The sequence below is a fragment of the Algoriphagus sp. 10J20-15 genome (genome assembly GCF_055809615.1).
In genome coordinates, this window is record NZ_JBVVUG010000003.1 from 138,115 (window position 1) to 161,321 (window position 23,207).

At 39.8% G+C, this 23,207-nt stretch carries 20 protein-coding genes; 10 read left to right on the plus strand and 10 right to left on the minus strand.

The annotated features are described in order from the left end of the window. Nucleotides 1-9: 9 nt before the first annotated feature. Together AC0L6R_RS01060 and AC0L6R_RS01065 are read right to left on the minus strand one after the other, a co-directional pair. A complete protein-coding gene (locus AC0L6R_RS01060; protein ID WP_473269509.1) occupies nucleotides 10-1,716 on the minus strand; it encodes a RagB/SusD family nutrient uptake outer membrane protein in 1,707 nt (568 codons plus the stop codon). Between the two features lie 12 nt (nucleotides 1,717-1,728). Next, nucleotides 1,729-4,980, minus strand: a complete 3,252-nt coding sequence (locus AC0L6R_RS01065) for a SusC/RagA family TonB-linked outer membrane protein (protein WP_473269510.1) — start codon at nucleotides 4,978-4,980, stop codon at nucleotides 1,729-1,731. A 587-nt stretch (nucleotides 4,981-5,567) separates the two neighbouring features. Here AC0L6R_RS01065 and AC0L6R_RS01070 point away from each other — a divergent pair. From AC0L6R_RS01070 to AC0L6R_RS01085, 4 genes are all read left to right on the plus strand, one after another. Then, entirely contained in the window at nucleotides 5,568-6,116 is a 549-nt protein-coding gene (locus AC0L6R_RS01070; RefSeq protein ID WP_473269512.1) for a response regulator, read from the plus strand. A gap of 180 nt (nucleotides 6,117-6,296) precedes the next feature. Continuing rightward, nucleotides 6,297-7,154, plus strand: coding sequence for an N-acetylglucosamine kinase (locus AC0L6R_RS01075; protein ID WP_473269513.1), 858 nt, complete (start codon nucleotides 6,297-6,299; stop codon nucleotides 7,152-7,154). A 27-nt stretch (nucleotides 7,155-7,181) separates the two neighbouring features. Further along, entirely contained in the window at nucleotides 7,182-7,994 is an 813-nt protein-coding gene (gene murQ / locus AC0L6R_RS01080) for an N-acetylmuramic acid 6-phosphate etherase (RefSeq protein ID WP_473269514.1), read from the plus strand. Between the two features lie 121 nt (nucleotides 7,995-8,115). Then, nucleotides 8,116-12,249: an ATP-binding protein gene (locus tag AC0L6R_RS01085; RefSeq protein ID WP_473269515.1), complete on the plus strand. Its 4,134-nt coding sequence runs from the start codon at nucleotides 8,116-8,118 to the stop codon at nucleotides 12,247-12,249. A 91-nt stretch (nucleotides 12,250-12,340) separates the two neighbouring features. On the opposite strand, the gene AC0L6R_RS01090 is transcribed toward AC0L6R_RS01085, so the two are convergent. From AC0L6R_RS01090 to AC0L6R_RS01100, 3 genes are read right to left on the minus strand one after another with little or no spacing between them, the layout of a single operon-like run. Then, nucleotides 12,341-12,925 carry a hypothetical protein gene (locus AC0L6R_RS01090; protein WP_473269516.1) on the minus strand — a complete coding sequence of 195 codons (585 nt, stop codon included), beginning with the start codon at nucleotides 12,923-12,925 and terminating at the stop codon, nucleotides 12,341-12,343. After that, nucleotides 12,922-13,245, minus strand: a complete 324-nt coding sequence (locus AC0L6R_RS01095) for a hypothetical protein (RefSeq protein WP_473269654.1) — start codon at nucleotides 13,243-13,245, stop codon at nucleotides 12,922-12,924. The genes AC0L6R_RS01090 and AC0L6R_RS01095 overlap by 4 nt, the downstream gene beginning before the upstream one ends. Continuing rightward, entirely contained in the window at nucleotides 13,196-13,390 is a 195-nt protein-coding gene (locus AC0L6R_RS01100) for a PspC domain-containing protein (protein WP_473269517.1), read from the minus strand. Before AC0L6R_RS01100 ends, AC0L6R_RS01095 begins: the two co-directional genes overlap by 50 nt. 143 nt (nucleotides 13,391-13,533) lie before the next feature. On the opposite strand from AC0L6R_RS01100, the gene AC0L6R_RS01105 reads away from it, so the two are divergent. From AC0L6R_RS01105 to AC0L6R_RS01130, 6 genes are all read left to right on the plus strand, one after another. Further along, nucleotides 13,534-14,859: a tetratricopeptide repeat protein gene (locus AC0L6R_RS01105; RefSeq protein WP_473269518.1), complete on the plus strand. Its 1,326-nt coding sequence runs from the start codon at nucleotides 13,534-13,536 to the stop codon at nucleotides 14,857-14,859. After that, complete coding sequence (locus AC0L6R_RS01110) at nucleotides 14,831-14,995, plus strand: hypothetical protein (protein ID WP_473269519.1); 165 nt, start codon at nucleotides 14,831-14,833, stop codon at nucleotides 14,993-14,995. The genes AC0L6R_RS01105 and AC0L6R_RS01110 overlap by 29 nt, the downstream gene beginning before the upstream one ends. A 47-nt stretch (nucleotides 14,996-15,042) precedes the next feature. Continuing rightward, nucleotides 15,043-15,303: a sensor histidine kinase gene (locus AC0L6R_RS01115; RefSeq protein WP_473269520.1), complete on the plus strand. Its 261-nt coding sequence runs from the start codon at nucleotides 15,043-15,045 to the stop codon at nucleotides 15,301-15,303. Nucleotides 15,304-15,311: 8 nt separating this feature from the next. Continuing rightward, nucleotides 15,312-16,055 (plus strand): LytR/AlgR family response regulator transcription factor, encoded by a 744-nt coding sequence (locus AC0L6R_RS01120; protein WP_473269521.1) that lies wholly within the window; start codon nucleotides 15,312-15,314, stop codon nucleotides 16,053-16,055. A gap of 561 nt (nucleotides 16,056-16,616) precedes the next feature. Continuing rightward, complete coding sequence (locus tag AC0L6R_RS01125) at nucleotides 16,617-16,988, plus strand: PAS domain-containing protein (RefSeq protein ID WP_283413270.1); 372 nt, start codon at nucleotides 16,617-16,619, stop codon at nucleotides 16,986-16,988. 228 nt (nucleotides 16,989-17,216) lie between these two features. Then, the gene (locus AC0L6R_RS01130; protein WP_465251384.1) at nucleotides 17,217-17,543 is read left to right on the plus strand and encodes a four-helix bundle copper-binding protein; all 327 of its coding nucleotides are present in this window, start codon (nucleotides 17,217-17,219) and stop codon (nucleotides 17,541-17,543) included. Between the two features lie 430 nt (nucleotides 17,544-17,973). On the opposite strand, the gene AC0L6R_RS01135 is transcribed toward AC0L6R_RS01130, so the two are convergent. From AC0L6R_RS01135 to AC0L6R_RS01155, 5 genes are all read right to left on the minus strand, one after another. Continuing rightward, nucleotides 17,974-18,432: an ankyrin repeat domain-containing protein gene (locus tag AC0L6R_RS01135; RefSeq protein ID WP_473269523.1), complete on the minus strand. Its 459-nt coding sequence runs from the start codon at nucleotides 18,430-18,432 to the stop codon at nucleotides 17,974-17,976. 49 nt (nucleotides 18,433-18,481) lie between these two features. Further along, the gene (locus AC0L6R_RS01140) at nucleotides 18,482-19,267 is read right to left on the minus strand and encodes a catalase-related domain-containing protein (protein WP_473269524.1); all 786 of its coding nucleotides are present in this window, start codon (nucleotides 19,265-19,267) and stop codon (nucleotides 18,482-18,484) included. A gap of 130 nt (nucleotides 19,268-19,397) precedes the next feature. Further along, complete coding sequence (locus tag AC0L6R_RS01145; protein ID WP_473269526.1) at nucleotides 19,398-20,453, minus strand: catalase; 1,056 nt, start codon at nucleotides 20,451-20,453, stop codon at nucleotides 19,398-19,400. Continuing rightward, the gene (locus AC0L6R_RS01150) at nucleotides 20,383-20,655 is read right to left on the minus strand and encodes a catalase (RefSeq protein ID WP_473269527.1); all 273 of its coding nucleotides are present in this window, start codon (nucleotides 20,653-20,655) and stop codon (nucleotides 20,383-20,385) included. The genes AC0L6R_RS01145 and AC0L6R_RS01150 overlap by 71 nt, the downstream gene beginning before the upstream one ends. 1,192 nt (nucleotides 20,656-21,847) lie before the next feature. Next, a complete protein-coding gene (locus AC0L6R_RS01155) occupies nucleotides 21,848-23,206 on the minus strand; it encodes an alkaline phosphatase family protein (protein WP_473269529.1) in 1,359 nt (452 codons plus the stop codon). Nucleotide 23,207 lies beyond the last annotated feature (1 nt).

The window sequence follows — 23,207 nt, forward strand, 5'->3', positions numbered from 1 at the left end:
GTAAACTGATTACCAACCTGGATTTTGTGTTAATGTCACGCCTTTTTCCTGGTAAAGTGTAATTTGATCTAATGGAATAGGATCTAGGTACACTTTGGGATCTTCAAACAAACGTTGGGATACTGCTGCTGTCGCAGGGATGATGTATCCTTCCTCACCTTCAGTTAGTGTAACGCTACTTTGAAGTGCAGGATAATCTGCTTTTCTGATCCAAGCACCACGATTGATGTCTGAGTTTCCTTCTGTATCGGTGTACTCATACTTTGCCCAGCGCGCAAGGTCATCAGTTCGGAATCCTTCCATCATCAATTCAATTCTTCTTTCACGACGGATTTCCCAAATTATAGAAGGGATTTCGGGATCTCTGGCAGGATCGTCATAAACCATTCCATTAACCGCTACCTCAGTGCCCATAATTTCAAGATGCGGTAACATTATTCCCGGTCTGTCACGGAGCACATTAACAGACATGTCAATGTCTGTCTGCGTTAGTGCAGCTCCGCCAACTGATGCCAGTTCAGCAGCAGCCTCTGCGTAGTTGATCAATACTTCACCAAATCGTAAAACAGGAGAATCCGTGTAGTTCAGATTAGAGCTTCCTTCCGGTTCATCTTTAATCACCTCATTGAGGAATTTGTGAGTCGCATAGCCGGTGGTGCTGTAATTCGAAGCTATACCATTCAATCTCAATTCATCAGAAACAAGGGTTTCATACATTCTTGGATCCCTATTGGCCATTACATTCTCTATGCCTTTGTCTCCTTGATAAACTGAGGACAACCCAATAGGAAGCCCATCATCAGCCAAGTAAGCTTCGATGGCATCTTTAGATACACCCGTCTGAGGCTCCATGTTGTTATAAGAATTCAATGCATGGGTTAAGATTCCAGGTTCGTAATGTCTGAAAAGAATCACCTCAGGATTACCTGTCAAATTCAATGAATTAAATACTTCCCGGTAATTACCCAAAGAGAAACCTCCGGTGCTGATCAACTCAGCAGCTGCACTTTTAGAGGCTTCCAAGTATTCTTTTGCTTTTTCGTTGTTACTGTTATGGTATTTCTGCCAAGTGCCTTCAAATAGAAATACTCTGGACATCAGGGCTAGTACTACCGCTCTGTTTACGGTCTGACCATCGTTACCATCGTCTATGCGCACATTTTCTGCAGCGAACTCAAAATCTTCCAAGACTCTGTCCATGACAAATTCCCGGGAATCTCTAGGTCTGTATAGCATTTCTGGATCTGACTCACTTAGTTCTTCATCAAACCAAGGAACATCTCCAAACTGCTTAACCAAATCAAAGTATTCCAAAGCTCTAAAGAAGCGAGCTACCCCTGACCAATGTAGAATTGCCTCTTCATCCATTGGAACTGTTTGTACTCTATCAAGAAAAATGTTTGCCTTTCTCACATAAGAGAAGTTCCAATATCCACTTGTAGCTGCCGTTGGGACAGTTCTTCTGAATTGACTTGGACTTGAAGGGGCGAAGTCATCATTTAAAGTTTGTCCGGAGAAGAATTTACCCCAGGTATAGCCTGAGCCATACCCACTAAAGTAGGCAGTATAAAATCCCCATGAAAAACTTCTGACATTGCTTTCATTGGTCCAATACGTCTCATCCGTAAGACTGTCCAATGGTGGTTTTTCCAGAAAATCTTCACAACTGGAAAGTGCAAAGAAGCTGAGAGCGAGTGCTATTATTCTAAGTTTCATCGTGCTATCAATTTAAAAGGTGACCTGTAGACCAAATGACAGGGTTCTGCTATATGGGTAAACTCTTCCAAAGGTGTTCGAGTCGTTACTTCCTGCAGAAGTATAATCCACTTCAGGATCCAATGGCAGGTCTAATTTGTCAATCTCAAATAGGTTTTCTCCGGATACATAAACTCTTACTTTATCCACGCTAATCTTAGAAATCAACGAAGAAGGAAGGGAGTAACCCAAGGTGATATTCTTCATTCTCATGTAAGATAAATCAAGTAAATATCTGGTCTGAGGAAGGAAGTTTTTAGCATTATTAGATTGAAGTGCATTGGTTGGACGTGGGTAAAATGCATCTGGATTATCTTCGCTCCAATAGTCCAATTGATGTGAGAACCAAGCTTCTCCCGGTCTGTAACCAGGGATCATAATTGGACCGTTTGCCCAATAGTCTCTTTTACCTACGCCTTGAATGAAAAAGCTCAGATCTATTCCTTTGAAGTCCATTCCTAGACGTACACCGTATTGGTATCTAGGGGTGGAATTACCGATTACTTTAAGATCCCCATGATCCTCTTCCGTATTTTGACCAAAAGTGATTTCACCATCTCCATTCAGGTCTTTATATTTTACATCACCTGGGCCATAATAGAACCAGCCGCTTTCGTACAAGGATTGGGAAGGAATACCTTCTTTGAGTACATATTTTCCATTGTCCAACACTAATTCTCCATTGCCATCTTTCACGAAATCATCCTCTGTGAATAATCGGTCTGTCTCATAACCCCAGATATCTCCGATTACTCTACCCGGACGGTTAGAATAGATACTTGTGTTATCTGCAAATTCTGTTATAGTTTCCTTGTAATCAGAAAGAACTACCGTTGCATTTAAATTTAATCCATTAGTAAATCCATGCGTGTAATCCAGTGCCAGTTCCCAGCCTTTTGTCTCCAGTTCGCCAAAATTCTGCTTAGTCGCAGAGGTTCCATAAGAGGCTGGTAGGACTTCACCAGCACTATGCATGTCACTAGTGGTTCTGTTATACCAATCGAAGGAAACCCCGAATTTATCTTTGAAGAATCTGGCATCAAATCCTAAATCCAAGGTAGTTACCGTCTCCCACGTAAGGGAAGAAGGAAGTGCTCCAGGAGTACCGAATGTTAATTGATTGTTCGCACCCAGCAACCAGCCAGAAGAGGTGGAACCCATTATTCTGTATATATCTCGTAGGTAAGCATTTTGATTTCCTATTGCTCCCCATGATCCACGAAGCTTCAAGAAGGAAATGACACTGGATACGGGCTCGAAAAATGATTCTTCAGAGATTACATATCCTGCGGACATGGATGGGAAAAATGCCCATCTTTCTGTAGGCGACAATCTTGAAGATCCATCATATCTGCCGTTCAATTCCAGGAAGTATTTACCTTTATAATTATAGTTTAGTCGGCTAAAAGCACCTGCAGTTGACCACTGGTTTCTTGATCCATCGACAAACTGGTCACCGGAAGCAAGGTCAAGCTCACCTCTGTCCAGATCCATCAAATCTCTTCTTTGGGAGCTGTGGTACCAGTATTCATAGGCTTCTATATCTCCACCAACCATAGCTTTCAATGAATGGTCGCCTAACATTTTCTCATACGTAGCAAATGCTTTTCCTACGTTTCTATTACTCCAAGAAGAAGCATATTGAACACGGTTATAAGATGCACTGGTATAAGGTGCGTTTTGAAGGTTTGCTCCTGTTGACCAGAAGTTATAGGCTGATACTACTCCACCAGTTTGGTGGTCATGGAAGTTTTGAGAATCAAAGGTGTAATTCGCTACGATAGACAAACCTTTCAATGGAGTTATGGTAGTTCCTAAGTTAAGGCGGGTAAGAGAGGTGTTTTGCTCATTCATTTTTGCCTGCTGCACCTCAGTGATAGCACTTCGGAATGGCTGTCCTTCATAGGTACCATAAGGGTAGTTTTTAGGCCATCTGAGAAGATAATACCAAGGATCATATGTCTCACTTGAGAAGTAGAAAGGTCTGGTGAACTTTGTATTACTGTAAAGAACACCTCCTCTTACTTCCATCCAATCAGTTACCTGACTGCTTACGCTTAAATCAGCAGTATAACGGTTGAATTCATCAGGGTTTACTTTGAGCACACCGTTTTGACCAAGGTAACCTACACCAAGTCTGTAAGTTGTTTTTTCAGAGCCACCAGCTACGGATAGGTCATGTTTCTGTTGAGGTGTCCAGTTTTTCATAAACATGTCACCAGCATCCCATGGGCGGTAAAAGAATAATCTACCGTCTCTAACTTCAAAATCTCTTCCTATGACCATTTCATTTCCGAGGTTTTGGCCACCATACTGAGCTTCCCAGTCACGCATTTTTTGTATACCGATTTCGTCGAAATACATACCTACAACGCCAAATACGTTGGTGGAAGGGTTAGTACGCTGTAGTGCTTTGAATGCCATTTCAGCTCCATCTGCTGCATTGGCAATGGTAGGAGTAACGGTAGGAGTTGCCCAAGCGAAGTTGTTTGAATAACTGATTTTTGGAGCTTCTCCTTTTTTACCTTTTTTGGTAGTGATCAGAATCACACCCCAAGCACCTCTAGACCCATAAATGGAGGAAGAAGCCGCATCCTTTAATACAGAGATCGATTCAATATCTTCAGGGTTAACTAACTGGAGGTTTGGAATTTCCACGTTATCCACCAAAATAAGCGGCTGGGCTCCCCCTGAATTACTTAATGTACCTACCGTTCCTCGTAGTCTTATCGTTGGATTTTGTCCGATCTGACCACTTGGAGTGGTGATAGTAAGGCCAGGAGTAGAACCTTGCAGTCCACGTGCCACATCTGTAATTGGTCGGGACTCCAGTACCTTGGTGTCTACTGATGATACAGCTCCAGTCAAATCACTGCGTTTTTGGGTACCATAACCGACCACTACAAATTCATCAAGTGCCTGAGCATCAGGTTCTAAAACTATATCAAGAGTTCCGCCTACATCGATCATCCTTTCTTGGCTGACCAAACCTATAAAACTGAATACCAGTACCTGACCTTTCTCTACAGTTATCTGGTATTTTCCATCGATGTCCGAGGTGACACCTTTAGTGGTTCCCTTGACCAAAATGCTTGCTCCCGGTAATGATATCCCATCTTCAGCACTGCTTATGGTTCCAGTCACATTTAAGGACTGGGCATTAACCTGAAAATGAAACAGGAGAAAACACATCGTCACAAACGAACAATGTAAAAGTTTTTTCATGTTAAACATTTAATTAATTGAGTTGAATAGTGTTTAATGAATTAAAAGAGGAGTTATACTACAGCAGTAAAAACAAGTGGAAGTTTTTCCTTGAATTCAATTTTTGCAAACCCACGATTATTTCACGTTCAAATCTTTCTAAAAAATGAGCCTATTCAATCCCTGAAAACAGGGATATTAATAAATCACTAGTGCTAAATAAGGGTAGATTAGTTAACTTATGGAGTGTATGAAATACCATTCTAAGGTATTACAGAATTCATCATCACTAAACTTAAATGGGGCAATAGACACTGTGGAAGTGCTTTTGGCCTGTTTATTCAAAATTTGTAAGTAAAGAAATCTCAGCCGCAGGCATTCCTGCCCACTTAAAGGATAAGAGGGATCTTGAATAATTGAGAATTCCGTTGGTGGAAATTTGTTGTCGGATTCAATAAATACCTACTACTATTAGTCTCTTGAAGTAGAGGAGAGAGTTTACTATTAAATTTTTACACTATGATTAATGTGCTGATAGCCGATGACCATCAAATGTTCATCGATGGTTTAAGGGCCTTGTTGAAAGACCTTCAGCTGGGATAAAAGTAGTGGGTGAAGCCTGTAATGGGAAAGAAGCTATTCGGCATTGCAAGGAAAATCAGGTTGATCTGGTGATAATGGATGTGAACATGCCTGAAATGGATGGGGTGGAAGCAACAAAAGAGCTAAGTAGAACAAATAAGAAACTTAAAATTCTTGGTCTTTCCATGCATAGGGACCGACACTTTATTTCGGATATGCTAAAAAGCGGTGCTAGTGGTTACATACTTAAAAATACCGGTAAAAAAGATCTAGTTGATGCCATTCACTCAATTCATAGCGGTGAGAGCTATGTCAGTGAGGAAGTGAGTAAAATCCTATTGACCAGTTTTTTGAAGGATTCTTCCAAATACGAGGTAAATGAACGGCTATCCGGAAGGGAGACCGAAGTGTTGGAATGCATTGCTATTGGACTTACTACGCTTGAAATAGGCGAGAAACTTTTTATCAGTAAGAATACGGTAGAAACTCACCGGAAAAACTTACTCTATAAGTTAAAGGCAAAAAATACTGCTGAATTAGTAAATAATGCCTACAAAAAAGGTCTGATTAATTAATAGGATACTTTTTCATTTTTCTTCTACCACCTTTAGGCAAGGTAACTTAGCCAATTATAATCACTGGTGATTATGACAAATCCCTATTTTCAGGGATGGCAATTCTTCTTATTCAAAACATATTTGTACATCATGTAGCTTCGGTTATGCCCAGGCTCTTTCCTATTAAATTACTACTGAATGCTTTTATTGGCAGATAGTGGGTCTACTAAGACTGATTGGAGACTAATAGATAAATCAGGTGAATGCTTAGTATCCCTCAAATCAAAAGGACTTAATCCCTATTTTCTGGCCGCAGATGAAATCAAAAAAGAACTTAGAAATAAGGTGCTGGATAAGGTTTCAGATGTGGGTAAAGTTATTTTTTATGGGGCAGGCTGTGGACATCCTTCTAAAGCTGCTGAATTGGCAGGAGTTCTGGATGAATTGTTTCCAGCCCAAGTACCTGCCGAGGTAAACGGTGATATATTGGGAGCGGCAAGAAGTTTACTCCAGGGAGAAACAGGCATTGCTTGCATTTTGGGGACAGGAGCAAATTCCTGTTTGTACGATGGAAAAGATATTATAGGTAGTGTCCCTTCTTTGGGTTTCATTCTGGGAGACTACGGAAGCGGCACAGTATTATGTAGAGATCTCATTCGTGAACTGCTTCAGGGTAATCTGGGGGATGACCTTCGAGAAGAATTCTTTAGGGAGTATGACCTGAGTCAACGCATGATTCTGGATAAGATTTACAACCAGCCCCAAGCCAATCGATTTTTGGCCTCATTTACTCCATTTCTACTCAAAAACGCTTCTAACCCAGTCATACATTCAATTATTTACAAGAATTTCCGGCAGTTTTTTGAATATTATATTATGCCGTATAGAAAATCCCACAAATCTGTTCCCCTTGTATTTACAGGTTCTATAGCCTACCATTTTGCTTTCCACCTGAAGGCTGTTGCTGATGAGTTTGGAGAATCCATCCAAAAAATAGAGCAGCGCCCAATGGATGGTCTCGTAAATTATCATTGCCATACCTTCGCTAATTATTAAAGAAATCCCTTCCACTCCCTGATATCAATGAATCTTGCTACCGAATCTCCTTCTTCCTACGATAATTTAGAATCCATGCCTTTAGGGGAGTTGTTGGAATCTATCAATCAAGAAGATCAAAAAGTAGCATTCGCTGTCCAGCAGGTAATTCCTCAGCTTGAAAAACTTGTAGCTAACCTAGTTGAAAATTTCAATGCTGGAGGGAGACTTTTTTACATAGGTGCAGGCACCTCCGGAAGATTGGGAGTGCTGGATGCATCTGAGATTCCACCAACATTTGGAGCTTCCCCGGACATGATCGTTGGGTTGATTGCCGGAGGCGATAAAGCTATAAGGACTGCTGTCGAAGGAGCAGAAGATGATGTAAATCAAGCTTGGATTGATCTTTCCAAGTATAATTTGAACCAGAATGATTCGGTAATAGGAATTGCAGCATCCGGCAAAACGCCTTATGTACTTGGTGGACTTAAAGAAGCAAAAAAGCATGGGATTTTGACAGCAAGTATTTCATGTAATTCCAACGCACCTATTTCTGCCTATGCATCCCACCCGATAGAAGTAGAAGTTGGAGCTGAGTTTGTCACAGGAAGCACTAGAATGAAGTCCGGAACTGTGCAGAAAATGATTCTGAACATGATCAGTACCAGTCTTATGATTCGCTTAGGGAAAGTGAAAGGCAATAAGATGGTTCACATGCAGCTCAGTAACACCAAACTCGTTGATAGAGGAGTAAGGATGATTATTTCAGAAATACCATCTTTATCTTATGAAAAGGCTGCCGAACTATTGGAGATTCATGGCTCTGTGAATGATGCCATCACCGCATATTCCTTAGGTTGACAGCTTGATCTGTTAGAATTCTAGCTTCCCGGTATTATAATTCCCCCTAAAAATATACCAACTCCTTGTTTTGCTTCTTAGTTTAGCACTAAGTGTATTTCTTAATTTTCATTTAGTTTAGATGCAAAGCTCATTCCCACCTAGTGTTCCAGAAGACCTATCCATTCATAATCTTTTACTCGACCAGTTGGATGGATATTTGAAGAGGATGCTTCACCCTTCGAATACCTTATGGAATGGGGCAGTAATTATCGGTAAAACAGGTGCCGGCAAGACTTTTTTAATAGAAAAATACCTTCAAAACTCAAGCTTTGATGTGTTGATCAGCAGTCAATCGCCCCAACTTCAACATGTTCCTTACGCAGGTTTGAAATTGGCAATTGGAAATTACTTAAGAACCAAGTTCAGAGAGATGGACCCTGACACGTTCGTTTCGTTTTCGGAAGGTTTAAGTCTTGCATTGGGGGAAAATTTCGCTTTGATGTGTGAATATATTCCTGAACTGACGATGCTCGTACCTAAAGGGGGCAAGCAAGAGATTTCCAATACACCAAAAATGGAAAATCAGCTGTATTACCTCTTTAAAGTATTTTTTGAATATTTCAGTGATTTTTCGGATCGGGTACTGATTCTTTTTACAGATGATTTGCAGTGGATTGATGGTTCTAGTGCAAACTTACTGCAATACCTACTCACACACATTCCCCCATCCAAGTTGCTTTGGCTAGGCGCAGTTCGTGATTCTGAAGAAGATTTAGGGCAAGTTGATCAATTAATTGGTTCACTCGGCTTTGACCAAAAGCATATTCAAAGGATAGAATTAGGAGAATTTACCCTGGATCAAAGCCGGCTTTTTATAGAGCAGCTGTTGGGAGGTAAATGTGAATTAACTGCGAGCCAGTTGATTCATCAATTGGGGAAAGGGAACCCAGCACTATTGAGCACCTTAGTTGATGCGCTTGTTCAGGAAAAACTCCTGGTGAAAGACAAAGAGGGCTGGAGAGGCAATGTCACAGAGATAAAGGCTCGATTTCAGGGTGTTAACTCTACCCAGTTTTATCAGGAGCGATTAAATTCCCTTTCTGATTCAGCTAAAAAAATTGTAGGATTGAATGCCTGTGCAGAACAACTTTCCGAAAATGACCTTGAACACCTTTGCTCTGATATTCCTGATGCTAAAAGCGTTTTAGCCCATCTTATTTCCGATGGGATATTAGTGGTTAATCATGGTAAATATGTGTTTTCTGAAAGTTATTTTCGGGAATTTATTTATTCCAGACTCACGAATAAACAAAAATCATTCTATCACTTTCAACTGGCAAAAGTTTTACTCAGGGATAATTTTAGCCTTTTAAGCAACTCTGATAAGGTCATTATAGCCCAACATTTACAATTTGGAACCGACAGTATTTCCCAGACCGGAGAGAAAGTGCATGCGGCAACTATCTTGTTGGAAGTAGCAAAGCTTCAGAAGGATGAAAACGCATATTCCCAAGCAAAGATTTTTCTAAAAGCTTCGCTTGAACTTTTGAAAGGATTACGATGGGATGAAGTAAATGAAATTCTTTTTCAGGCACATATAGAAAGTGCTAAAATTGAATACTTGCTTGGGGAATATGATTTAGCTGAAATCAAATTGGATTTTTTGATTGAGCATCTAAGTATCCAAAAGCATAGAGCTGAAGCCTTTGAGTTAAAGATTGTCATAAATAACCACTTGGGCCGATATCGAAAAGCTGTTGTTATTCTTCAGGAAATATTAGGGGAACTCGGTATTGACATACCTTCAAATGATCAGGAACTTACTAAGCAAATCCAGGTTTTTCAAAAGCATGTCTCACTGCAAAGCTCAAAAATTGATGCCCTTTTTGAACAAGAAGAAGATGAAAGGCAATCGTCTATTCTTAGGTTGCTGTACATAGGAGGCATGGCGATGCACCATACTTCGGAAGCTTTGATGACCTGGGCTGCCTTGCAGCTTATTTTGCGTTCGCGATACTTTAAGCTTCCCAATGTAAGTACCATTGGATATGTGAGTTATGGAAGAATGCGGATTATTGCAGGGGATCTTACCGGGGGATATGAATTTGGGAAAATGGGGCTTGATATTAATACAGCCCTAGATGACCTTCAATACAGATGTAGAGTGCTGGGGGTTTTTGCATTTTATATTCAACCATGGAAAAGAGCTTTTGATGAGAGCACGATTCTTTTGCAGGAAGGAATGGAAGTTGGAAGAAAGTCCGGTGATCTTATTGGCTTATACATCCTCAAAACACACCTTTTTAATCTTCATTTTATAAGTGGAAAACCAATATCCGGACTTTTATCTTTCGATTTCAGGGAATCATATCCTGGAATGGAGTTGACCTACTATATCACGCATTACCAAAAGGAGTTGATTCGATATTTGACCACTGAAAGCCCTTTTCTATCCCTTCCTAAACAGCATCCAGGTGGCCTGGCGGCAAAGCTGACTTTGCAGGAGGAGCGATTCTACAGAAACTACGTACTGGCAAGGTATTTTTTCCTTTTTGGATACTACGACCAGGCAAAAGCTTGCGCTGAGGAAGCAAATCAAAACAAGAAATTACAAGAAGCCTCCCCCTTAGTGCCGGCAAATATTCTGATTCTGAGTTTTTCTATAACTCAGAACTGGGGTAACCTGAAAGAGGAGGAGAAGCGGGAAAATCTAGCTTGGCTGAAAGGCGTTTTTAGGGACTTAAACGCATGGTATAATCATGCAGCAGCTAACTATGCTTCTGACTATTGGTTACTTAAAGCAGAAATTGGGAGAATATCGGGAGCAAATGAATTACAGGTAGAACAGGATTATAAACAAGCATGTCAGTTTGCCGGAAGTAATCTTTATCAAGCTGCCCTAGCAAATGAGTTGACCGGAAAATATTTCCTGGCAAAGAAAGACTACGACTCAGCAAAGCTTTATTTCCTGGAATCAGTTAACAATTATGAAATGTGGGAGGCTAAGAGAAAAGTTAGGCAGCTGGTGAGGCAATACTCATTTTTATTTGATTCAAGTATCAGGGAAAACAATCCTTTGGATATAGAAAATATTCTAAGGGAACTTGGTGGTGAAATGGATGCAGAGCTTATCTCAAAGAAACTGTTGACAATCCTACTTAGGATTTCTGCGTCCAGTGGTGCGGCTATACAATTAATAGAGGACAAAGGGCAATTTGGCCAAAAGGGAGAAATGCAGCTCCTCAATAAACCTTTAAGAAATCGGGAAATTTTTGGAGCAATTGATTTGTCTGGAATTTTTCTGATGTCGTACCGCACAAAGTCTCCCCTAATTTTCGATGAATTGGAAATTGATAATGGGTTCCCGCAACTTCGATTACTAAATGAGGCTGGAATTAAATCCTGCATGATTTTCCCGGTAGGGATTTCAGATAGCCTCTCTATGATCATTTACTTGGAAAGTAGTTTTTGTAGTGCTAATTACTCCAATGAAATTATCCGCTGGGTTCGTATTCTAGCAAGTCAAGGCGGAATAATTCTAGAAAATGCCAGGATCTATGAAAGGAGCTTATTGCTTAACAAGGAGATTAAATTGGAAGTAGAGCAAAAACAGGATCTAATGACCTTAATTGAGAAGCAGAAAAATGTTCACATTAAAGACTTGCTGAAAGTACAGGAATATGAGCGAGAGAGGATTGCCGGAGAGTTGCACGACAGCTTGGGATCACAACTTTCCACTATAAAAATTCGCTTGGCAAATATGTTTGATAAGTACGATGAAAATCATCTGCTACAGGAGGGAAAAGAAACCTTGGATAAATTGGATGCTGCCATAGGAGAGGTGAGGAAAATTGCGCATCATATGTCACCGGTATCTTTGAGGAGATTTGGCCTGCCTTCTGCTTTGCAGTCACTGATAGAGGATATAAATGAATCGACGCCAATTATTGCAGAACTTCAGGTTCTTGGGTTTGAAAGAAGGTTAGAAGATCAAATTGAGTTAACAGTGTATAGGATCTGTCAGGAGCTTATACAAAATGTGCTGAAACATGCTTCTGCAAAACATCTTCGGGTTCAATTAATAAATCATGAGGACACCTTGAATATTACAGTCGAGGATGATGGAATTGGTATTCAAAAAGAACGAAAAGACTGGGGAATGGGCTTAGTTGGGATTGAAGCAAAAGTGCAAATGCTTAAAGGCTCATTTACTATTGAGAATCAACCCAATCATGGATGTTTGCTAGTTATTGATTTGCCTGTCAATACCTAAAACTATTTCCGTATCGATTTTATTGAAAAATAATTAATTCGGTGGTTGTTGGAAGTACTTATGCTGTGGTTCTATTAGCAATTTCCCAACCTTATTCATTATTTCTTGGCACATGGAATTTTCCCTCGGTAATTTCCACCTTCCCAGTGAGTACGTTCATCCCGGTGCTGCTATCATAATTTAAGGCAGTTCCTGAAAAACTTCCTTTGATTCCATTCGCATTAATTTCACTAAACTCAATCTCAACGGAATCCCAGAGGGATGCAAGAGGACTGTTTTTGGAAGCAAGAAAGCTTTTACCGTTTTCGTCATAATATCCAAATAAATAGGAGTGGGCAACTAAGAAGCCATTGGACGGTATATTTGTATACTTAGTCCCTTCTTTAAATTCCTCTATATTCTCTAATCTGAAAACCACTTGATTTTTGAGGGGCTGAAAAATGTCTTTACTTCCTGAAAGTTGCATGATATTTAATTCATTAACTCCGTCAAAATAAAGGCCTCCTGTTAGATTAATCTGGCTTTCAGGTTGATAAGGATAGTCCATAGCTTGACCATTTACTTTGAAGCTGAAGTAATATTCTGAGGCTTTGGGCAGAGAATCGTCTTCACCGGAACAAGCCAGAAAAAAAGTAGTGCTTGCAAGCAGCAGCGTATAAATAAGGGATTTTTTCATGAGGGATTTGTTTTGTTTTTCTTATCCAAATAATATCCAATAGCACCTCCAATAAGAGTGGTTACCACTATGGCTAACAGCATGTTCTGAACTAATGCCCAACCATTTCCGACCAAGCGATCATATTCTTCCACCATGCTCAGGAAGTTTTTTAAGTATCCAAAAACACCTGATCCGCCTCTCCAGTTTTGCACTACCTCGGGCTGAAAATAATAACTCAGGGGAATACCGATCAGTGTCCCGAAAAGGGCAAAAGTTAGGATCTTCCCTTTATTCAAAACCAGTCCTAGGAATAATGCGGAAATAGAGTAGTAGACCAATGGGTATATAGAAAATGGTAAGGACCAAAATCATTATCCTAATTGTGATGATCGAGAGTCCGGTTTTACTAGCTGTGGCTCCACAGGCTCCCAAAAGAACCTTTTCTGGTTTTGAAAAATACGTTTGAATTTTTTGAATCTCCATTTCTAGGCTTTTTGATAAATTTAAACCTGAATGAAATGCAGTGAAAGAGCAATTTATTTCCTGTAGACTTTGATAGATTAATTGTATAGAATGACTTATTTTTTGTTCTAAAGCTTTAATTTACAGGAGCTTTTCTCGTTGATATGGGCTTCTATCTTGTACTGGTATTTTTCCTTGATTTTTTCCTGCTGGTTCACCAGGATACTCTGGCTCTGGATATCCACCAACTTTCCCAAAAGGACTCTATTCTGATTGATCAGAGAAATGATTATCTGAAGAAAAACCTTTTTTCAATTACTGCTGATAGCAATTTGTTGGATATGGCTTTGCAAACTTTGTCGGCTGCTGAAATTTTAGGATATCAGAAAGGTGTTTTGATGGCTGATGAACGACTTGGATTGATCTATCAATACACGTTTTCCAACCCATTTAAGGCCTTGGACTATTACCTTCAGGCTCTTAACCTGGCAGAGTCCCATGCTCATCTAAATGAATACCAGTGGGGGATAAAAGGGAATATAGCTACCATTTATTACGAACAGGAAGAGTATAAAAAGGCACTTGACTTGTTTAGGGAAGTCTCTGATAACAGTGCAGCTGCTGAATTGACGGCGATCCTGAATATTGGAAATATTTATGGATCTCTAGAAATTTTTGATTCAGCTATTTTCTATTTCAGCAAGGGGCTGGAGCATGCGCAGATAAACACCAATCCTACCCAGCAAGCCAATTTGTACAGCAACCTTTCATTGATCTATTCCCAGGCTGGTCAACCTGAGCAGGCGATTACGACAGCAGAAAAAAGTCTGAAATTGGTTGATTCGCTTGAAATTGACTTTGTAAAACCCACTGCCTATGCCAATGCAGCGATGGCCTATCTTGGAACAGGGGATTTGGAAAAAGCGGCTGCACTAGCTCAGGAATCTCTGGAATACAGCTTGATACAAGGGAATCTTTTTATTCAAAAATCTGCGTGGGGCACCTTGTCAGATATTTATGCTGCAGAGGGAAACTTCAAAGAGGCATTGGATGCATACCGTAGCTTTTCTACTTTGAAGGATAGTTTGAATAATCAGAACCGCCGTGTGGAGATCAATAGGAAGCAAATGGCTTTTGATTTTGAAAAAGAAAGAACTCAAGCTGCTGCCGAAATCGAAAAGCAAAAATTGGTCAGGAAATACACCCTCTGGACAGGTATATTAATCCTGACAGGTTTGTTGATCGCCAGCTATTTTTACATGCGACGCAGAGATGCCTTGACAGCAAAGAAGGAAGCCGATTTCAAGGCGTTGGTTTCGGAAACTGAACTAAAGGCCCTCAGGTCTCAGATGAACCCTCATTTTATATTTAATTCCCTGAATTCCATTGGGGATTATATTTTAAAAAATGAGGCAGATGCAAGCACAGGACTACCTTTCCAAGTTTGGGAAACTTATGAGAATGGTTTTGGAAAATTCTGCTTTGAATGAAATTCAGCTGAGTGATGATATTAGATTTTTGGAATTATACCTGCAGGTGGAGAGTAAAAGACAAGCAGGTAAATTTACTTACCAAATCAACATTTCAGAAGACTTGGAGCAGGCAATATTTTGGTTCCACCGATGATTCTACAGCCATTTATAGAAAATTGTATCTGGCATGCTTTTCTAGGAATGCAGGAAAAAGGTCTGATTGAAATTAATTTTAAGAAGGAAAAAGATAAATTGCTCTGCTCCGTACAAGATAATGGAGTAGGAAGAAATAATAAAAATAGTGGTACTGAGAAAAAATCCATGGGAGTATCTATCACTGAAAGCCGTATCAAAATCCTTCGAGAAAAATATGGATTTCAGGGTGAGCTCCGCATAATCGATAATACTTCGGCTTCAGGAACACGTGTGGAAATCATTTTACCTTTACATCTTGCCTTTTGACTTGGGAAATGACAATAGCAATAATTGATGACGAACAACATTGCACAGATCGCATCCTTGCTTTTTTGAAGCCATATCAGAAATCATCCGTTATAGTTTGCTTTGATTCTGTTGATTCTGCTATTGAAGGACTGGAAATTCACAGGCCGGATTTGGTATTCTTGGATGTGATGCTAGGAAATAGAACCGGCTTTGAGGTGCTTTCAGGAAGTGAATACGTTGATTTTTGTCTGGTTTTTACCACTTCATATGAACAATATGCTTTAGATGCTTTTCGGTTTTCGGCTGTTGATTACTTATTGAAGCCTATCGATAGGGAGGATTTTCTAGTGGCATTTCAAAAGGCCACAGATAAAATGCATCATAAACAGCTTAAAGAAAGGGTAGATGTGCTAATGGGACATATTTTCCAGCTACCCAATTCAAAGAAAATCAGTTTACCTACCAAAGATGGCTTTGAATTTCTGTCAATTCAGGACATTTTAAGATGTGAGGCTGCTATTAATTATACCCACGTGTTTTCCAAGGATGGGAAAAAATATACTGTTTCTAAAACACTGAAGTACTTTGAGGGGCTGTTGTTAGATTTTGGGTTTTTCAGAATCCATAATTCCCATCTTATTAATTTGAATTTCATCAAAGGTTATTCAAAATCAGGGTATGTAACCTTATCCAATGGATTGAAATTGGAAATTTCTGTTCGTAGGAAAGATGCCTTTGTCAAAGCCTGTGAATCATTTTTGAAATCCTGAACGGTAGATTTTACTTGGGAAATTGATTTTTTTGATTTTAGATGCGCCAATGCTGTTGCTCGTTTGTACCCTTTCCTTGCAGGTAGTGCAGGCCTCAAGCTGTCAAGCTTAAAAAAAAGCTAAACCAATACACAATTACTAGGAAGAATGAAGTGAAAATACCAATCAAACAGGCCTTTTCAACTATCTGTAAAAGAGGTACTGCGAAATGCCATAGGAAAGAAGGGAAACAATTTAGCCTTAGGATGTTACTTTCAAACAAGTCAGCTCTCATCAGCGAGAAAAAAGGGAGGAGCAAAGGGGTGTCTGCAACTGCAATATCGCTTTCAGATCCATGTAGACTCCCAAAGTGATTACCGAAGATCTATTACCTAATTTAGATTTGTAACTTCAAGTAAATCTGCCTTTTTGAGAGAGTTTAAGGTTTTTTCAATAGATGAATTGCATAGAGTAGGAGTGTACAGAAGTACTTACTTATGGGCTTTCTATACTTTACCGTGTATATTTTTAAGACAAGTAGTATATTGAATGATCATTATAAAGGAATTTAAAATCTAGAAAATGAAAGAAGTAAAAGACTTTATAAATGTTCCTGCAGGTTCTGATGAATTAGCCACGTGGAATTACAATCCAGTCACTAATAGTTTTTTTGCCAATGAGAGGCTTAAAACCTGGTTTGGGTTAGAAGCCAAAGATGAATTTGATCTCGAGATGGCAATTAATGCTATCGTACCTGAGGATAGAGAACGTGTAAAAGTTGCAATTCAGAGTGCTTTAACCATTGAGTCTAGGGGCGAGTACGATATTGAATATACCATTGTAAACCCCATGACAGGTGTAAAAAGAAAGGTGCATGCAATAGGGAATGTTTGGTATTCCGATCACGAATGTAGTAAGTGGCTAAACGGGACTTTGGAAGATATTTCTCAATAAAATTTTCTTTAGTTGATAAATACATTTCGAAAACTTCCATGTCAAAACAAGTTGAATGCTAATGGAATGAATGCACCATTTTGAGAAGAATTTTCCCATTAAAACTTAATCCTAAAATCAATTAAGAAACGATTAGTGGCCTTAATATTTATTTAAACACCTATTAGTCTTTTTGCATTAAAATGGCGGGTTATTTGGTTTCCTGATATTGGAATTAACCTTTTAGCCATGACCCGTTTTATTCAATTAAAAAGTAACTGTACACTAGCGCTGGAGCGATGCATTCGAAATTGTCATCAACTAGTATCTGAGCATAGGAACTCCCCTGGTATGGAAAAATGCATTGAAAAGGCGAAAGAATGCATCGATATCTGTGTGGAATGTCTAGATGCTTGTGAGTCAGCTAAGCTCGATAGAGGTCGCGTAATGAATCAGACCTATCAAACCTGTGAAATTTGTCTTAATGAATTCAAACAGCATGAACTAGTGGAATTTCAAGAGTGCGCAAACGCCTGTTTGATCTGCATGGAAGAATTGGAGTATATTTTAGCATAACCTTTTTGTGAAAATCCCAGATAAGTTTGGGTGGAGAGGTTAAAATAAGATTCAAAGCAGGGTAGAGATGATTCGTTTTCGAAAAGCAGGTAATCCTTGAAATTTAGAGGCGGAAATGCAAAGACTATTCTCTAGTTTTCCTGTTCGTCCTAAACTGATTTTTCTTAATCATGTAACGCAGTGTTATGCGCTTAAAACTTTAATGATTATTCGTTATGATTCCAGTCACATTAGATTCTTTGCTTTTCTGGCTGGATGACCGATGACCGAAGCCTCCCGCACTGGCGGGACAGGCTGAAGCGGCCTCGATCCTTAAGTTTAACCTACCCTTTTTTGCTTTTGACTCCATACTGGCACAAAAGCGGATAAAAGTAAAATATTAATTTACCAGCAGGGGAGATCTGGTTTTTTTGCATTCATACGATAATTCTTAAGCCAACAATTCAATTCCTTCTGAATTACCCTGCATACCAGCGTGATCCACAGCCATCAGGCCTTTGTGATCCATCATCATCTTATCAGCTCCATTTGCTAACAAAAGTTTCACGATCTCATTTTTCCCAAACATACTCGCAAACATTAGGGCTGTACCTCCATTACCGTGCGTGGCATTTATATCTGCATGGTGATTCAGTAAAAGCTGGGCAATTTCAGCATAGCCTTTAAATGAGACTCCCATTAAGGGAGTGTTCCCACTTTTGTCCTGTACATTTACATCTGCACCATTTTCCAACAGGAATTCGGTCGCTTTAATCTGGTTGTTGTATGTTGCAATGGTTAGGGCGCTAAAACCTTTTTCATCTTTATAGTTTACGTCCGCTCCATTTTCCAGAAGAGCTTTTATCTTTTCTGTGTCGCCTATTCTTGCTGCGTCGATTAATTCTTTCATAGTCTTTGTTAAAAAATGGGAAACAAATTAATGTTTCCCATGGTGGTTTTTAAGCTGGTATTTTTCCTTCTTTTTCTCTTTCAAAGAACCTGTGATTTCCAACTGCTTTGATGAAATTTTCGGAAAAATTCTTATCTGAAATACTTCCTAGCAGTAAGCCATTATCTTTCTGTTTCTCCAAATTTTTATTGAGGTAGTTGGCTATATATGTGATTTTAACAAGTTCGCTTGCATCATCATCAGCTGCAATAGCTTTGCAGTGCAGAAAAGCTTCGTCCAAGAAGTGAATGGCTTTTGGAGTCTGCTTTAATGTGTTAATGCTTTTTTCTCCTGAAGGAACATAAATAGCATCTACCAATACCGATGAAAATGTCAAAATACTGTGATCCACTTTTACCTCATTTCCTGAGCTGTCTTTGATAAATCCTGACCGAGGGGCAATTATTTTAACTACTGCACCTTCTGATTCCAATGCATCTTTCATGGTAGAAAGAGATTTGGAATCAACGCCATCTGCTGCCAAAAATGCAATCTGACGGGTTTTTATTGATCCTTTGATCGTATTTGCCATACTCAATGCAGGCGATTCTTTAAGCGTTGGGGTTACCTTAACCGGTTGATAATCCTGAGGGTTTGCATCAGCTCCAAATTGATGGTTGATAGGTTCTTCAGGTTTTTTCACCGCCAATCCTAACCCATCAGCCACTTTTTTGGCCAATGCCCCATCTACCTTAGATAGCAAATTCACTACACGCTGACGAATTTCAGGCATATCGACTTTTCCCAATTCAAAACAGAAAGCCTCTACTACATGACTTTGTTCTGGTTCTGACAAACTATTATAGAATAATTTAGGTTGGCTGAAAAAGTCCATAAAACTTTTACTTCTCGCCCTTACCTTATTTGCGTCCACTCTTTCTTGATAGCTCGCAAATCCACCTTCACTTACTTTAGCCTGTCTCGGGTCACCGCTGGGATATAGAGTTAGGGTGATAGCTGGTTTTGCCGGTATTTATCTCCATCCGAGCAATGCCATCCCGCTGATTGTTGTGAATAGGAGTTATAGGCCTATTAATTGGGATTTCATGGAAGTTTGGTCCTCCCAGACGACTTAGCTGGGTGTCAGTGTACGAAAATAATCTTCCTTGGAGCAACGGGTCGTTGGTGAAATCTATTCCCGGCACTAAATGGCCTGGGTGGAAAGCAATCTGTTCGGTTTCAGCAAAGAAGTTCTGAGGGTTACGGTTAAGCGTCATTTTACCTACCTTTTGAACAGGCACAATTTCCTCGGGGATCAATTTGGTAGGATCGAGAAGATCAAAATCAAAGTTATGTTCATCTTCTTCGGGAACAATCTGAACTCCCAGTTCCCATTCTGGGAAGGCTCCGCTTTCTATGGCCTCAAACAAATCACGTCTGTGAAAATCCGGATCTTGACCGTTTATTTTCAAAGCTTCGTCCCAGACTACTGAATGTGTGCCTAATAAGGGTTTCCAATGGAATTTTACAAAGTGTGATTTACCTTCCTCATTGATCAGTCGGAAGGTATGAATTCCAAAGCCTTCCATCATTCTTAGGCTCCGAGGAATTGCCCGGTCGCTCATTAGCCACATGATATTGTGCATGGTTTCCGGTGACAGGGATACAAAGTCCCAAAAAGTATTGTGAGCTGAAGCTGCTTGAGGAATTTCGTTATGTGGTTCTGGCTTTACTGCATGGATAAGGTCAGGAAATTTAATAGCATCCTGAATGAAAAACACAGGCATGTTGTTACCTACCAAATCGTAATTACCTTCTTCGGTATAAAATTTAACAGCAAATCCTCTCACATCCCGGGGAACATCTGCTGATCCGCGAAACCCTGCTACAGTGGAAAATCGAGTGAAAAGTGGGGTCTCCCGAGAAGGATCTGTAAGAAATGCCGCTTTGGTATATTTTTTTAAGGAGTCGTCATACACCTTTGAACACCCCATGTGCTCCAGATCCTCTTGCATGTACAATCCGTTCGGGAATTCGTTCATGATCGAAGTGGGTGATCTTCTCTCGTAGGATGAAGTCTTCTAGAAGAGTGGCTCCTCTTTCACCTGCTTTTAGAGAGTTGGTATCATCATTAATTTTAAGACCTTGATTGGTGGTCATGGCATGTCCTCGACCGTTCTCAGTATTATGATTGAGGTCATCAGTTTTGGAGTTACCTTTTTGTGGTTCCTGTTTCTTGGTCATTATTATTGGAGTTAGTTAGTATATGGTTAATGTTTTTGTAGATCAGCATTACCCTGTTGTTCTTATATCCAATTCCGTTTGCTGGATAGGGAATCACTAAACATCAAAGGTGAATGCACTGATATATATATGCTACCAAGAGCCATTCCCATCTTCCATATTCCTAGTGTTTGTATAATGCCCAAAATGCCATGAAGTAATTAAATTGGGCATTAATGCACGTTAGAATCGCCATACACTCTAATTTCAATCCATAAACACCGGCATACTTTAGTGTAAATCCGTTCACTTTTACGGTCTCAAAAAGTGATTCCCGGATAATTATATTTACTCAATTAATAAAGCGAGATATATTTTCAACAAAATGGGGATTTTAACCCCTCGGTATTTTCATATAATTTTTCTTGGAACTACCACCATTTTAATGGAGTTAACAATTTATTTGTTTCTGATGATGGTTTCCGGAGGCTATCATGCGGATGGGTGAGCCTTGCGGGATTTTCTGTTTTGTAATGGGTTGAACACTGTTAAGAAAATGACTTAGCTCCCGAGGAACGAGAGGACAAGTCTAAAAATGCCAAGTGGGCATTTTGGACTTGGGCCAGGTTTTGGGAGGGAGTCATTTTAGGTGAGAAACCCAGAACAAAATTCCGCTGTGTTGCTGTTTAAAATGAATAAAAAACGGTATCAGCGAAAAGAAAAGACCGAGGCTCAGGGCTTTTTGGTTACTTTTTGGCCGCCAAAAAGTGACAAAGATAAAACCTATATAAAATGGAGGAAGGTGTATGTGATGTTGATTCTTTCCAGAAAAATTATTCAATAATAAAACAGAAGCTATACTTTCTTCTGTAGATATTAGTTTATTGGCCAACTTATCTTTCCATTAAATTCAGGGTAGAACCTTTTTCTATAGCCAATAGGAGATTTAAATAGTATAAATAGCATTGATACTAACCTATGCAACTCAACTAATCCCAAACTGACTACTATTAAAAAACAAGATTATCATGAGCATTCGGCTACGTTCTGTAAACCACAGGGTTACCTATAGCTTGTCTCTTTGGGACTTTTTCCTGATTCTAAATGATTTCGGTTCTCTGGGGGATTTTGGATACAGATTTAAATTTTGCGAAGTCAAAAAAAAAGAGAAGCAGGTTTCCCCACTTCTCCTTAATCAGACATTTGTCTTACATTATTTCTTAATCCCTGGATACAGATTACTCTCAGGTAAGTCAATAGGTAAATTCAATAAATACTTCACTACTGGTGCGACATCTACCAGTCCCATTTCTTGGATCTCTACATTTTCTCTGATACCTGCTCCCCAAGCGATAAAGCCAGTTTCAATCTCATCGAAATCAGGAAAATATCCATGGGTACCACCATTAGCTGGCTTTAAAATATTTCCACTTGTGGAACTCGAGAATGAAATGCCCTGAATGGGGGCCAAGGCTAAGACTGCATTAGGATCAGCACCGATTTTGTCCAGTTCCTCTCTGTCAACTACTCGGAATAGCTTTTTAATGTTAGCTGGTAGATTGGCTAGAATTTTCTCCACTTGCTTGGCAGATTCCTGATCATTTGGATCCTTTAGGTGTAGAAAAGCGGAAGCACCACTGGTATGGAATGCGGCTTTCCAATTGCCTCTATCCTTTGAATCCTCCAACAAACCTGCTTCCACTAACCAGATGTTTGGGGAGATGGAGCTGTGGGTATTGACAAAGCCATGATCACCAGTGATAATGAAAGTGGTTTTATCTGCGATGCCAGCACGTTCGGCGGCTTCCATAATTTTGCCTATTGCCCGGTCTATGGCTGCAATGGACTTGTAAACCATAGGTCCATCTCTTCCTTCACTATGCTGAAAGTGATCTGCAGCGATTAGATGAATACTGGTCAAGTTTGGTTTGTAAGTTTCCAATACATAAGCTGCCATCTCCCCGGTTCTGTCTTCCCTGTTGAGGTAATCCCCATTGAAGGTTCTTTCATTCATCTTACCCAATACCTGAAGTTCCATTTCTGCCATAAGTCCTTTGGGAGTTTCCATATCCCGCATTGGCTCAATCCTTCCACCATTTTCCAGACTCCAGTATTCTGGAATATTGTAATCTATAGGAGCATTGACGGAAACTGGCCAAAGGAAACTGGCACTTTTCATTCCAGCTTCCCTGACAGCATCCCAGAGTGTAGGAACTTGAATCAATTCGGATTCCCAATACCATTTGCCAGTTTGCCCATCTGGCTCAAATGGAGCATTGTAATATATACCATGTTTGGCAGGTGGAAATCCTGTAATGACTGTGGTATGGGAGGGATAGGTCACCGATGGAAATACACCAGTCACACCTAGTGATCTTGCTCCTTCCTTAGCCATAGTTTGAAGGTTTGGAGCTGGCCATTTTTCTTCAAGGTAGAAGTTTGGCCGGAATCCGTCTATGGAAATAAGAATTACATGCTCCGATGGTTTTGCTTGAGCTGTTGCTAGGGAAATGCTTGTTAAAAAAGCGAGGACGAAAAGGAGGAATGATTTCCTAATAAAATATGATTGCATA

Bases quoted from the DNA above. Each gene is read 5' to 3' on its own strand.
- AC0L6R_RS01060 (WP_473269509.1), bottom strand. From the start codon at position 1,716: ATGAAACTTAGAATAATAGCACTCGCTCTCAGCTTCTTTGCACTTTCC.
- AC0L6R_RS01075 (WP_473269513.1), top strand. From the start codon at position 6,297: ATGCTTTTATTGGCAGATAGTGGGTCTACTAAGACTGATTGGAGACTA.
- AC0L6R_RS01065 (WP_473269510.1), bottom strand. From the start codon at position 4,980: ATGAAAAAACTTTTACATTGTTCGTTTGTGACGATGTGTTTTCTCCTG.
- murQ (WP_473269514.1), top strand. From the start codon at position 7,182: ATGAATCTTGCTACCGAATCTCCTTCTTCCTACGATAATTTAGAATCC.
- AC0L6R_RS01130 (WP_465251384.1), top strand. From the start codon at position 17,217: ATGACCCGTTTTATTCAATTAAAAAGTAACTGTACACTAGCGCTGGAG.
- AC0L6R_RS01125 (WP_283413270.1), top strand. From the start codon at position 16,617: ATGAAAGAAGTAAAAGACTTTATAAATGTTCCTGCAGGTTCTGATGAA.
- AC0L6R_RS01115 (WP_473269520.1), top strand. From the start codon at position 15,043: ATGCAGGAAAAAGGTCTGATTGAAATTAATTTTAAGAAGGAAAAAGAT.
- AC0L6R_RS01090 (WP_473269516.1), bottom strand. From the start codon at position 12,925: ATGAAAAAATCCCTTATTTATACGCTGCTGCTTGCAAGCACTACTTTT.
- AC0L6R_RS01150 (WP_473269527.1), bottom strand. From the start codon at position 20,655: ATGACCAAGAAACAGGAACCACAAAAAGGTAACTCCAAAACTGATGAC.
- AC0L6R_RS01135 (WP_473269523.1), bottom strand. From the start codon at position 18,432: ATGAAAGAATTAATCGACGCAGCAAGAATAGGCGACACAGAAAAGATA.
- AC0L6R_RS01085 (WP_473269515.1), top strand. From the start codon at position 8,116: ATGCAAAGCTCATTCCCACCTAGTGTTCCAGAAGACCTATCCATTCAT.
- AC0L6R_RS01100 (WP_473269517.1), bottom strand. From the start codon at position 13,390: ATGGAGATTCAAAAAATTCAAACGTATTTTTCAAAACCAGAAAAGGTT.
- AC0L6R_RS01105 (WP_473269518.1), top strand. From the start codon at position 13,534: ATGGGCTTCTATCTTGTACTGGTATTTTTCCTTGATTTTTTCCTGCTG.
- AC0L6R_RS01110 (WP_473269519.1), top strand. From the start codon at position 14,831: ATGGTTTTGGAAAATTCTGCTTTGAATGAAATTCAGCTGAGTGATGAT.
- AC0L6R_RS01155 (WP_473269529.1), bottom strand. From the start codon at position 23,206: ATGCAATCATATTTTATTAGGAAATCATTCCTCCTTTTCGTCCTCGCT.
- AC0L6R_RS01145 (WP_473269526.1), bottom strand. From the start codon at position 20,453: ATGAACGAATTCCCGAACGGATTGTACATGCAAGAGGATCTGGAGCAC.
- AC0L6R_RS01120 (WP_473269521.1), top strand. From the start codon at position 15,312: ATGACAATAGCAATAATTGATGACGAACAACATTGCACAGATCGCATC.